The following is a 12,237-nucleotide window of genomic DNA, read 5'->3' as shown; positions in this document are numbered from 1 at the left end:
TATGTGTATAACGCCGCAAATAAACTGCTAAAAATAGTTGGCTATAATTTGTGAGGCACGAACAAAGCCAACTGTTTTTTGTCCGCACTTTTTAATTTGCTTTGTTATATGCCCAATTACACCTTGAGATTTATAAATATCACCCTAGCTAACATTAGTAAAACTGTAAAAATAAGAGCTAATGTAACAAACATGCCTAACAACCCCCAAAACACAACGTTCATGGGTAACTCTCTCAAAGGCTGGTTTACATCTATGTTTAATATACTGCCCATGTAGTGAACAAAATACACAAACAAGAACGTGGAAATAGACACTAGAAGTGTATAAACGAAGTAACGAACAACCTTTGCTTTTGGATTCGGAGCAGAATCAAACCTGAAATCGAATTTATTCAAGGGTTCTCCAAGTTCGTGTAGGGCATATAACGCTTTGCTAAGGGGCAATTAGCTGTTGGGTATACTTGCACGAAGCGGCAAGCCAACTGTTAATTGTCCCAGTGAGTTTACGAACGAACTTGAGCAACTTGTTATATGCACGTTACTCATCAAGTCGTCGCTCTTTTTCTGCTTCTGGCAACTTATCCCACAGAGTTTCATAGTAAAACTTTTTAATTAGCGGGTAATTAGCCAGAGCAAATTCTTTTACTTTACCAGGCTCAGAATACCTCATTGGTTGATGAAATAATTCGTTAGCCTTTTCCATGAATTTAAATAATTCTATGAACTCATTTTGGGATAATTTAATGGAAGGTAAATCATCTAAAATTTCAAATTCAGCGTCCTTAGAATCAAAGATTTCCAACCAAATTGTACAGCCATCTTTGTCGCAACACTCAAGGTCAAAAGCTCCATCATAGACATCTACAATAGTCGCTACATCACCAACTTGGGGAGAACGCGTATCCATATGATTTTCATCAAATGTGAACTCTCGGTTCAACTTTTTAATTCTAACAACTGAATACTGCTTCATCCGTGACCTTAGTGCATATAACGAGCTTGTAGAATTACTCGTTTAAAATTAATTGTTCAATCAATAAACAGTATATGAGTTCCTATTTTGATTCAAGCATTTAGCCTAGGTTTCATTATGATTTCAAGCATTGATTTTAAGTGGGGATAATTGCGGTTTAAGTGAAGCTTTAGACGTCACTTTTAAAGGTAAAAAGGGCTTCCCCTCTTAATGCATACTATGTTGCAGTTTCTCGATATTATGAACAAGACAATACAGTTGCCATTGGGCGTTTACTTTTTCTTGGCCTCGTAAGGTCAGTTTGTTCATGCCTTTATTGACCGTAATATTGCCAAATACTGGCTCAATACAACCGAGCCGTTTGCTGTATTGTCGTCGTCCCATCGGGCTGTCTATCTTCACTTTCATCTTATCAATGTAACTGAGCTTTTTGCGTGATTCATCATTCTTAAACTGTACTTGCCGACCCGTTTTTATCGGCGGTTTGCGCATGCATTGCTGTTGTAGCGGGCAGTTTTTACAGTCTTTTAAGTAACCACAGAATCGGGTGTACTCTTGGTTATAACTTTTAACATTGATACCACTTCGCCACATGTCATTGCCCGCAGGACAGCGGCAGGTCTGAGTGGTTTCATCATAATGAAAGTCACTAGAGGTAAATAAGCGCGGCTTGCCCTGACGTCGTTTAAATCTGCGTTTTTCTTGTTCTGTTTCGTAAGTTTCACTGTCTTTAAACAGCGGGTTTCGTTTTCTAAATTGGTTATCGGCAATGTAAACATCAAAGCCACTTTGCGCCATAAATGCCAAATTAGCTTCACTATTGAACCCGCTGTCTGCGGTGAATTTAATGGTGTGTTCGTTTGAGGGCATATCGACATGGAGTTTATCGAGCTGTTGTTTTAATTGCGTGACTGCAGGCTTGAGCGTTTGTTGTTCACCGACCGAGCCCCACGCTTTTGCTTGTAGGATGATTTGATGTTTATCATCATTTATCGCAATCCCGTTATAACCTTGTATGGTGCCTTTAGATGTCGTCATCTTGGCGCTGTCAGGATCGGTGATATTACTTTTTACAGGCTTGCCTTGACTGCCTAACTTCTCTTTGTGTGTCGCAAGGAATGTCGTAATTTTATCCGCACTTTTATCCAGCTTTTCTTTTTGCTTTAAATCTTGTGTGGCGAGCTCTTCACTTAGCCCATCTTGCGCTTGATGACGCTCAATAATGCGCTGACTTGCACGCTGTAGCTTAACTCTTTTACGACCAAGTTCATCGAATGTGCCGCTCCATTCTTTACTCGCATTTGACTTCATCTTACAACCATCAATAGCGAACATATTACGACCGATTAATCCTTCTTCGTCACATATCATCAGCACTTGGGTAAAAAGGGGTTCTATTTGCTCATGCATTTTAGCCACAAACCCCGCTATAGAAGTGTAATGTGGCTGAACGTCACCGGACACACTCATGAACAAAATATTGTTTTCGCAAGCTTTGGCAATGCGTCGGCTACTGATTAAACCATGAGCGTAACCGAGTAAAATAACCTTCAACATCACAGCGGGAGAATACGCCGCTGCCCCCGTTTTATCATTGTTATACCAGGTATCAAATGTCGATAAATCAAGTTTATTCTCGATAATATAACAAAGCGCATACTCAAACGTACCAGGCAGAATTTGCTCTGAAAAATTGATGGGAATGAATTTACTTTGACAGGATAAGTCAGGCTTGTAGTTGGCCATAACAATTTACTGTAGGTGAATAATATCTATTAGATCACAGACATTGATACGCCGCAAGGTTAAAAAACAACCAGATAAGTTTATTTGTAAAAGACGTTGAAAACGTCATTTGGAGAGAAATTCTACAGCCTCAACGCCCCAATAAGGGGCTAAAAATTGTTTGCTAAAATGTGTAGCGAAGCGAAACCGAGCAAACTGTTTTTAGTCCCGCTTAATTGGCTTGTTATAAGTTTATTTCCACAATTCTGTTTTTACATATTGTTTTAAAGCAGAAGATAACTCATCAAGTTTTCCGTAGCTACTTAGGTCAATAGAACCAGAAGAAGCTTTTAAAACTAACTTAATGACTTTGCCACCTTTTATTTTTTGTTTTACTTCAGTTACGTTTTCCCAAGGAAGTACATTATATCCATCTTGCTCAATAGACTTTAAGCCCTCTTTGAGAAGGTGAATCTCATGGTTTTTAGTAAACGCCAAAAATCTTCTAGTACCAAGTATGTTTGAGCCAACAGCAAGAACACCTGTAATGCCAAAAATAAAGGTGAACCTAACCCAATCAAAACCTGCTCCTTTTGATGGCAAGGAAAATAAAGTAGCTAGTCCAATCACGTACAACGCAACAAAAAAGGGGCTTCTTTTTCTTTTATTTATTACACTTTGACTAATTTTATACACAGAACTCTCGAAACTTATAACAGCTTATTATATAGCTGCTCGATAATCTTCCGGCTAAAATTCAGCTTAGTAGCAACCATGCTAAGCCAACCGACTGTTTAGTATGAATAAAACGAAAATTCAACACCCATTTTATTAATATCAAGCCCGCAAAAGTGAGCGCTTTGATGTAGAGGTCTCTACAACCTTTTACCAATAACTTTAGATTCAACAACTTATCAAATATCTAGCAGTTTATCGAGCGAAAATAATCCGACTTTTGCTCACTTTACTCAAGAATCATTCGTGTAAAATGATAACTGTATATCTATCTAGCACTTTAAGGTCAGATATAGTGCGCAATATTTTAGAAATATAAGGTGATATTTGCGCTCTTTGCCACATGAGTTTCTCTTGCTAGCTCATCTTTTATTTCCAACCTTCATTTGGAATTCCTGTGTGAAATCCATATGACTAAAACTGATATTAACAAAGTGCCATGACGTAGAGTTTTCAAAATAGTAAACAAGGTTTGAAGCAAAAACGCGTAAGAACTACAAACGAAGTTTAAAGCTAGATGATTCTCTGTTGGAAATTTTGCTGTTTAAATTTCGCCTGAGCTACTGGGGCGTAGCTCTTAGCGAAAAGCAACAGGGGTGAGCTGTTTCCCCCTTCTTGCTCTGGTGTCGGCGGGGCGCCACCACCTTGATCTTATTTCAAACTAAAACACTAATAATCATCAATTACTCTTAATTAAAGCCGTTAACTTAAAGTAATAAAATTTAAATATTAAGCCACAAAAAAGCCCTGAACTTAGCAATAAGTTCAGGGCTTTTTAAACATCTCTTATCTACTTACTGGTATCAATCGGCTCAAACGACTTAACCAAATCATCAACCGCTTTCATTTGGGTCAAGTAGTTTTCAAGCTGATGCAATGGTAATGCACATGGGCCATCACATTTGGCATTATCGGGATCTGGATGCGCTTCAATAAACAGACCTGCTAAACCTAACGCCATACCACTGCGAGCAAGCTCTGTTGCTTGAGCACGGCGTCCGCCAGCGCTATCTTCTCGTCCACCAGGACGCTGCAATGCATGAGTCGCATCAAAAATCACTGGGTAACCTGATTGCTTCATTTCATCCATGCCTAGCATATCCACAACTAAGTTGTTGTAACCAAAGCTTGAGCCACGCTCACATAAGATGATGTTGTCATTACCCGCTTCGTTAAACTTCTTAATAATATGACGCATTTCATGTGGCGCTAAAAACTGTGGCTTTTTCACATTAATGATTGAACCAGTGTTAGCCATTGCAACCACTAAGTCTGTTTGACGGGCTAAAAACGCTGGCAATTGAATAATATCAACCACATCTGCAACAGGCTGACACTGATGAATTTCATGCACATCTGTGATGATAGGTACGTTAAAGGTTGATTTAATTTCTTCGAAAATCTTTAACCCTTCTTCCATACCTGGACCACGGTATGAATTGACCGATGAACGGTTTGCTTTATCAAAAGAGGCTTTAAATACATACGGAATGCCTAGCTTTTGTGTTACTTCTACATAATGCTCAGCAATCGACATAGCAAGATCACGAGACTCAAGCACGTTCATGCCGCCAAATAATACAAACGGTTTGTCATTTGCGATTTCAAGTTCATTCAAACCAATGATTTTTTGTTCCATAGTCACTTCTCTTTTTCAACATTCAATGCGCTGGTTATCCAGCGCCATATAATAAGGCTAAACAGCAATAATTTGTAATAGCTGTCCGCATAACCATGCCATATACGTTCCTACAGCATAGCCCAATACCGCTAACAATACGCCCACAGGCGCTAAAGCTGGATGGAAGGCGGCGGCAACCACTGGCGCTGATGCTGCGCCGCCAACGTTTGCCTGACTTCCCACTGCCATATAAAACAATGGGGCTTTGATTAATTTGGCCACTAGTAACATAAAACTAGCATGCACAATCATCCATATAATTCCGATGGCGAAATACCACAAGTTTTGCTCGTCTGCGAGTTTTGATACATCCATGTGCAAACCAATGGTCGCCACCAAAATATATAAAAACGCCGACGCGACTTTAGATGCGCCAGCGGCTTCTAAATGCTTAACTGGGCTAAATGATAAAGCCAAACCAATTGATGTCACTAATACCACTAACCAGAAGAACTTCGAGGTTAAGCTGTAATCTCGAGTCCAAGGATAGTTGGTTTCAAAAAATGGCCCTAAAAAGTCTGCGGCAAAATGAGCTAACCCTGTTACCCCAAAGCCTATTGCCACTATCAGCATTAAATCACGTAATGACGGTATACGGGCATTTTCAGCATGATACTTTTCTACTTTTTCTTTTAATGCTTCAAGTGCTGTGGTGTCAGCCCCCGTTCTAGCATCAATCTGTTTAGCTCTTGAGGCCATGAGTAATAAAACAGCCATCCAAATATTAGCCACAATCACATCAACCGTGACCATCACCGAAAAGATATTACCACCCGCTTCATATATCTCTTTCATCGATGCTTGGTTTGCACCACCACCAATCCAGCTGCCCGCAAGCGTCGTCATACCGCGCCAAACCGCATCTGGACCGTTACCACCTAATACGTCAGGGTTTATCGCTGAAATGATTAATAGTGCAATGGGGCCACCGATAACAATGCCTACTGTGCCTGTTAAAAACATCACAATGGCTTTAGGGCCTAAACTGAGAATTGCTTTTAAATCGACACTTAAAATCAGTAACACTAAACAAGCAGGCAATAAATAACGGGATGCGACATAGTAAAGCTTTGAGGTATCACCATCGACAATGCCAAACGTATTTAATAATGAAGGCAAGAAGTAACACAGTAATAAGGCTGGAATGAATTTATAAAACTTTTGCCAGAATGGACTTGATGATGAGCTGGTATAAAAAACAAAGCCGAGAATAACGGCTAACAGGCCTAATGCTGTTGCGTCATTAGTAACCATAGGACTGGTTGTCATGAACAATCTCCCTTGCGAATGCATGTCATAGTGAAATATTTTTATTGTTATATACGTTTAATCGTACTTATTTTTGTCAATCGTATTATTGTTATATCTGCTACATTAGCCTTTATCGCTAATGAGCTTGGTACTGTAATCGATAATCTTGTTTTGAGCAGCAGTTACATGGTGTTTGCTTGAACTACCTCACTCGATAACATTGATCACGTCCTAGTTAACAAGGTTCTCATTTGAAACAAAAAAATTCAGGCTCATAAAATGAGCCTGAATATCGATGTGCAGTCAGTCGGTTAATGGTACGTTTGCGGCTGTTGACTGAGCTCTTTTAATTGCATTTTAACAATTTCAGTCACAGGATCGTGCGGGCTACTGTCTACAAAGTGCTGTAGATCTGACATTGCCACTTTAATACAACCGAGTTGCTGTGCAATGAAGGCTCTTTCACGATTCAAGTTCACATCATCTGGGTGCCATTGTAATAATAAATTACAGCACTCCATTGCTTGCTCAAATTGATGCGTCACAATACAGCCTGCTTTAAGCTCATGTATCATGCGAGAAATCAGACGCTTAAGTGTTGCCGTTTTAAGGTACTTAGGCTTCATCTGGGCAGCATTACCTAACTCACCACGCACTAATAAATGCAGTTGGTTACGTGTTAATGTCTCACCCGTTAGCGGGTCAAAGTACTTCATTTCGTCATTGATACGAGAACGAACAACGGTTTGCCCCGGCAACAAAACAGCATCTAAGGTGATGTCCAACTGCTTAGCCAGCAACACTAAAACAGTTGCAAGAGTAGTACTATTACCTTGACGGCTCATAATACAACTGCCTAAATCTGCCGCTTCGACACTGAAATAATCTTCACGGGCACAAAAGCCAAGATCGTTATAAAACCAGCGTAATAAACCGTCAAAACGTTGCTGCGGATCTTCCACATGCAAACTCATCACTGAACCTGCAATTTCATACCAAGCCCAGAGTGCTTTTTTTTCTTGTGAAAAACCGAGATGTTGCGTTATTTCGAATGCAGTTTCGGGGATCTTAACTGCATCATTCATTTGATGTTTAGCCATGAAACTCTATTAACCCATTAATACAACTTGTTTAAAATGAGCCAGCCTGGCAGCCAATACGAGCCATCCAATAGCGCCTAAAAAGGCAAAGATTTTAAAGAATTTATTGCGGTTACCTTTTAATGCCATTACACCTAGACCAATGTAGGCAAGTACGGCAATTAACTTCTCTGTCATCCATTCATCTACAAATGGATACTGCTTGATCATGAAGCATAATGTCAGTCCTGACAATAATAAGAAGGTATCAATTACGTGTGGTGCAACTTTGACAAACTTCTTGTCCATAACAGGCGATTGACGCATGTGCAGTACAAAGCGAGTAATAAAGAATACCACACTTAAAAAGATGAACGTTAAGTGCGTATGCTTAACAGCAGGATATAAACTGTAAAAGGTTTCCATTATTGTTTTTCTCTTTGCTCTACAGATAAAATGGCCGCTAGTTTACTTCATCAAGCAGCCTGATAGCAATGTTAGGAAAAACAGCCTATGACAGTACGCTAATCGTATTAGCATACTAATAGCTTATATATTCGAAGCGCAGAGCTTACTGAGGTTTATTCCCCGCGCCACTGACCAAGGGTACAACGGTCATTGCTACCAAAATCACGTACTGTAGCAACGTTGACATAACCTAAATCAATCAGCTTTTGTCTAACCGTGAGTGCTTGTTCAAAACCATGTTCTAACAATAGATATCCACCGTTAGATAAGTGTTTCGTCGCGTGCTGGGCGATATGAAATAAATCAGCAAAGCCCTGTTCTGCCGCAGTTAGCGCACTCGATGGTTCAAAACGCACATCGCCTAAATCAAGATGCACATCGGTTTCATCAATATAAGGAGGATTAGACACAATCAAATTAAAGTCTTGATGCTCAACAGCACTAAACCAATCCGATTGTAATATCTCAACATGCGGTAAATTAAGGTTGTCACGATTGGCTTTTGCAAGCGCTACCGCATCCTCAATTTTATCGATTGCAGTCATGTGCCACTGTGGGCGCTCTGATGCTAACGATAAAGCAATTGCTCCAGTGCCTGTCCCTAAATCAAGCACTTTAGCATTGCCAGCTAAAGGTAAGTTTAATGCCGTTTCAACTAAGATCTCGGTATCCGGTCTTGGGATTAACGTTGTGGCATTTACAATAAACGGCAATGACCAAAACTCACGTTCACCAATGATATGCGCAACAGGAACCCCTTGTTGACGCTTTTCAATCATCGTTTGGTAAGCTTTAAATTGATCCGCAGTCAGCACTTTTTCTGGCCAAGTGTAAAGATAACTACGTTGTTTATTAAGACAATGCAGAAGCAAAGCTTCTGCATCGATATGAGCCGACTCTGACGAGTCGACTAATTGGCTATAGGCCCATTGCAAAGATTCCGCAATGGTAGAAAAAGAAGAATGTGACAACGTCACTCCTTATTCAATGGAATCAATCATTGGAATTAGTCGTCTGCTAACGCAGCAAGCAAATCAGCTTGTTCTTCTTGCATCAATGGCTCGATGATTGAATTCAAATCACCTTCCATAATTTCATTTAAACGATATAAGGTTAAATTAATGCGATGCTCACTCATACGCCCCTGTGGGAAGTTATAAGTACGAATACGTTCAGAACGATCACCACTGGCCACTAAGTTACGACGAGTAGACTCTTCTTCGCTGCGACGCTTTTCATCTTCAACCGCTTGTAAGCGAGCAGAAAGTACGCTCATCGCTTGTGCACGGTTTTTATGTTGCGAGCGCTGATCCTGACATTCAACCACAATCCCTGAAGGAACGTGAGTAATACGAATTGCAGAATCGGTTTTGTTAACGTGCTGACCACCCGCACCTGATGCACGGAACGTGTCCACTTTTAAATCAGCAGGGTTAATCGAAATTTGTTCAGCTTCTGGAATTTCTGGCAGTACCACAACAGTAACAGCAGAGGTATGAACACGGCCTTGTGATTCAGTTTCAGGTACACGTTGAACACGGTGTCCGCCTGATTCAAATTTAAGCTTACCGTAAACGCCTTCACCAGTAACTTGTACGATTAATTCTTTAAATCCACCATGTTCGCCTTCATTAGCGTTCATGATTTCCATTTGCCATTTATTAGATTCGCAGTAACGAGAGTACATACGGAATAAATCGCCAGCAAAAATCGCGGCCTCATCGCCACCGGCACCTGCACGGATTTCAATAAAGGCGTTACGATCATCATTAGGATCTTTAGGCAGCAGTAAAATTTGCAATTCGTCTTCAAGACGTGCAATTTCTGATTTTGCTTCTTTGATTTCTTCTTGCGCCATTTCGCGCATTTCTGCATCGTCCTCAGCTAACATTTCATTAGCTGACTCAAGATTCTCTTGCGCCTCTTGGAATGCAGTGAAGCTTTTAACGATATCTTCTAATTGAGAAAATTCTTTTGATAAAGCACGAAAGCGGTCTTGATCCGCAATAACTTCTGCATCACTGAGTAATGCCAACACTTCTTCATTACGTTCAAGCAAGCCTTCCAGCTTGCGAATAACCGACTCTTTCATTTTAGCTTTGTTACCTTAATTTTTATCTAAACCAAGCGTGACGCGTAATTGGCCTAAGGTATTCAAGTCTCCTTGACGGCTAGCAGAAGTTAACGCTTGTGTTGGTGCATGGATTAAGCGATTGGTTAGCCGGTTTGCCAGCTCTAAAATCACCTGTTCATTGTCACCACCTTGAGTCAATTTGTTCAAGGCGCGCTCTACTAATTCATCTTTTATTGCCAAACTCTGGCTTCGGTATTCTCGAATACTATCTACAGACTCTAATGAACGTACCCACTCCATAAATACATGGGCTTGCTCATCAGCAATTATCTCTGCTTGCTCGGCGGCTTCTTTACGTGAAGCCATGTTCTGTTCAATGATACTGTGTAAATCGTCCACAGTATAAAGGAAAGCATCGTCTAATTCGCCAACTTCTGCTTCTATATCTCTAGGAACTGCAATATCAACTAGCAGCATTGGCTGATGTCGACGTTGTTTTAGCGCCTTTTCTACCATGCCTTTACCTAATATAGGTAACGGGCTGGCGGTAGAGGATATCACGATATCGGCTTTAGGTAGATAGTCTGGAATTTCTTGTAGTGTAATTGCTGTTGCATTGAACTCTTCACACATAGCCTGTGCACGTTCAACTGTCCGGTTTGCTACAACAATACCGGCAACTTCATTATCTTTTAAATGTTTTGCGACAAGCTCAATGGTTTCACCGGCACCAATTAACAGGACATTGGTGGTACTAAGCGAAGAGAAAATGTGTTTAGCCATACTAACAGCGGCAAAGGCCACTGATACAGCTGCAGCGCCAATTTCAGTTTCGGTGCGGACTTTTTTCGCCACAGAGAAGGTGTTTTGAAACAAACGGTCAATCGTTACCGCAGTCGTACCTGCCTCTTTTGCTTTCACAAAAGCTTGTTTCACTTGACCTAAAATTTGCGGTTCACCCAAGACTAATGAATCAAGACCAGAAGATACACGCATCAAATGTTTAACACATTCATGGTTTTCATAACTATATACACACGGCATGAGCTCTTCGTGCGTGAGGTTATGATAATCTTCAAGCCACTCAATAATGTCTTCTTTCGAGCCATTATTACAATAAAGCTCGGTGCGATTACATGTCGACACAATCACGGCTTCGCCTGAGCTTGTGCGACTCGCCAGACTCTTCATGGCATCATGAATTTTATCTGGTGAAAATGCGACTTTCTCACGAAGGTCTACCGTGGCGGTTTTATGATTTATTCCGATTGCTACTAGGCTCATGTGACTCGTTTTAAGTTCTTCGCGGGATCATTAATTAGGCTATTCTACTGAATTGCAAAAATGAAAAACACAATTGGCTTAACAAAACCGAATAATTGTCTATATTTTTTCTATTTATTCTATCTTGTTAACAAAACCATAGGAAATTAGACCAATTTCATTAATGTTTATGATGCAGGTAAATCCCTAACATGCATAGTAATCTTTCGATATTTACTTCTATTGGCTAATAAAAATGCAAAAAGCGCAAAGCAGTTTTTACAATGCAGACTATGGTCAGTATTATAAAGCAACACTCTATTTAGGGCGCATAGTCACTTGCAATATTTAACATTTACTCCCCATCGCATACTATTACTGTGCTGTTTATTCCTCAGTGCCTGTTCGGTAAAGCCGCCTCATACGCTGTCAAATATTGATGTTACCCAAGCCAATGAAGCCAAGGCATGGGAAATACAAGGTAAACTGGCCTTTCGTTCATCAACCGATAAATTCAGTACAAACCTTTTTTGGTTTCATGACAATCTTTTATCTCAACCGCACGATGAGCTGTCTTTAACGACGATGATTGGCACGACTGCCTTGTCATTAACCTCTAAACAAGGACTAGCCACCATTACTGTTCAAGGTAAAACCTATACAGATACAGATCCACAGCGCCTAATTGGCCAAGTCAGTGGTATGCAAATTCCATTGAATAAACTGCCGCTTTGGATAACAGGTCAAGTCACAAACGATGACATCGTCGACAGTTATAATGATGACGGTAGTATTAGCGCTTTTACCAGTCCAGAGCTGGGTGAAAGTTGGCAAGTAGAATATATAAGCTACCAACAACAAAGCGGTGCAATGGTACCAAAGTTGTTGCAAATAACTCGTGCAGATGTACGTATTAAGATTCAAATTAATCAATGGCAAGCGCTTGCGCCTATTGATATCCCTTTATAACAGAATAATAAAGAAGC

The 12,237-nt window shown here is 40.3% G+C and carries 11 protein-coding genes; 1 reads left to right on the top strand and 10 read right to left on the bottom strand.

Going from position 1 to position 12,237, the window contains the following annotated elements; genetic code table 11:
* Positions 1–540: 540 nt before the first annotated feature.
* From SJ2017_RS21685 to hemA, 10 genes are all read right to left on the bottom strand, one after another.
* Positions 541–975 carry a hypothetical protein gene (locus SJ2017_RS21685; protein WP_244899776.1) on the bottom strand — a complete coding sequence of 145 codons (435 nt, stop codon included), beginning with the start codon at positions 973–975 and terminating at the stop codon, positions 541–543.
* Positions 976–1,182: 207 nt separating this feature from the next.
* Entirely contained in the window at positions 1,183–2,721 is a 1,539-nt protein-coding gene (locus SJ2017_RS05415; RefSeq protein ID WP_080915115.1) for a transposase, read from the bottom strand.
* Between the two features lie 231 nt (positions 2,722–2,952).
* Positions 2,953–3,396, bottom strand: a complete 444-nt coding sequence (locus SJ2017_RS05410) for a hypothetical protein (RefSeq protein ID WP_080915114.1) — start codon at positions 3,394–3,396, stop codon at positions 2,953–2,955.
* Positions 3,397–4,225: 829 nt separating this feature from the next.
* Positions 4,226–5,074 carry a 3-deoxy-8-phosphooctulonate synthase gene (kdsA, locus tag SJ2017_RS05405; protein WP_055026462.1) on the bottom strand — a complete coding sequence of 283 codons (849 nt, stop codon included), beginning with the start codon at positions 5,072–5,074 and terminating at the stop codon, positions 4,226–4,228.
* 57 nt (positions 5,075–5,131) lie between these two features.
* Positions 5,132–6,385: a DUF819 family protein gene (locus SJ2017_RS05400; RefSeq protein WP_055026463.1), complete on the bottom strand. Its 1,254-nt coding sequence runs from the start codon at positions 6,383–6,385 to the stop codon at positions 5,132–5,134.
* Between the two features lie 293 nt (positions 6,386–6,678).
* Positions 6,679–7,467, bottom strand: coding sequence for a SirB1 family protein (locus SJ2017_RS05395; RefSeq protein ID WP_065108920.1), 789 nt, complete (start codon positions 7,465–7,467; stop codon positions 6,679–6,681).
* A 9-nt stretch (positions 7,468–7,476) separates the two neighbouring features.
* On the bottom strand, positions 7,477–7,872 hold the full coding sequence (locus tag SJ2017_RS05390; RefSeq protein ID WP_055026465.1) for a SirB2 family protein: 396 nt from the start codon (positions 7,870–7,872) through the stop codon (positions 7,477–7,479).
* 155 nt (positions 7,873–8,027) lie between these two features.
* Complete coding sequence (gene prmC, locus SJ2017_RS05385; protein ID WP_080915113.1) at positions 8,028–8,885, bottom strand: peptide chain release factor N(5)-glutamine methyltransferase; 858 nt, start codon at positions 8,883–8,885, stop codon at positions 8,028–8,030.
* Positions 8,886–8,920: 35 nt separating this feature from the next.
* Positions 8,921–10,006, bottom strand: coding sequence for a peptide chain release factor 1 (prfA, locus tag SJ2017_RS05380; RefSeq protein ID WP_055026467.1), 1,086 nt, complete (start codon positions 10,004–10,006; stop codon positions 8,921–8,923).
* Between the two features lie 15 nt (positions 10,007–10,021).
* Entirely contained in the window at positions 10,022–11,272 is a 1,251-nt protein-coding gene (gene hemA, locus SJ2017_RS05375) for a glutamyl-tRNA reductase (protein WP_055026468.1), read from the bottom strand.
* A gap of 318 nt (positions 11,273–11,590) precedes the next feature.
* Between hemA and lolB the strand changes: the two genes are divergently transcribed.
* Positions 11,591–12,220, top strand: a complete 630-nt coding sequence (lolB, locus tag SJ2017_RS05370; RefSeq protein WP_080915112.1) for a lipoprotein insertase outer membrane protein LolB — start codon at positions 11,591–11,593, stop codon at positions 12,218–12,220.
* Positions 12,221–12,237: the final 17 nt, after the last annotated feature.

Source organism: Shewanella japonica (assembly GCF_002075795.1).
Taxonomy (GTDB): Bacteria; Pseudomonadota; Gammaproteobacteria; order Enterobacterales; family Shewanellaceae; genus Shewanella; species Shewanella japonica.
This window is presented reverse-complemented; position numbering and strand designations above follow the sequence as displayed.

Excerpts from the sequence above, each read along its gene's own strand:
- SJ2017_RS21685 (WP_244899776.1), bottom strand. The coding sequence starts at position 975 with ATGAAGCAGTATTCAGTTGTTAGAATTAAAAAGTTGAACCGAGAGTTC.
- SJ2017_RS05415 (WP_080915115.1), bottom strand. The coding sequence starts at position 2,721 with ATGGCCAACTACAAGCCTGACTTATCCTGTCAAAGTAAATTCATTCCC.
- kdsA (WP_055026462.1), bottom strand. The coding sequence starts at position 5,074 with ATGGAACAAAAAATCATTGGTTTGAATGAACTTGAAATCGCAAATGAC.
- SJ2017_RS05400 (WP_055026463.1), bottom strand. The coding sequence starts at position 6,385 with ATGACAACCAGTCCTATGGTTACTAATGACGCAACAGCATTAGGCCTG.
- SJ2017_RS05395 (WP_065108920.1), bottom strand. The coding sequence starts at position 7,467 with ATGGCTAAACATCAAATGAATGATGCAGTTAAGATCCCCGAAACTGCA.
- SJ2017_RS05390 (WP_055026465.1), bottom strand. The coding sequence starts at position 7,872 with ATGGAAACCTTTTACAGTTTATATCCTGCTGTTAAGCATACGCACTTA.
- prfA (WP_055026467.1), bottom strand. The coding sequence starts at position 10,006 with ATGAAAGAGTCGGTTATTCGCAAGCTGGAAGGCTTGCTTGAACGTAAT.
- hemA (WP_055026468.1), bottom strand. The coding sequence starts at position 11,272 with ATGAGCCTAGTAGCAATCGGAATAAATCATAAAACCGCCACGGTAGAC.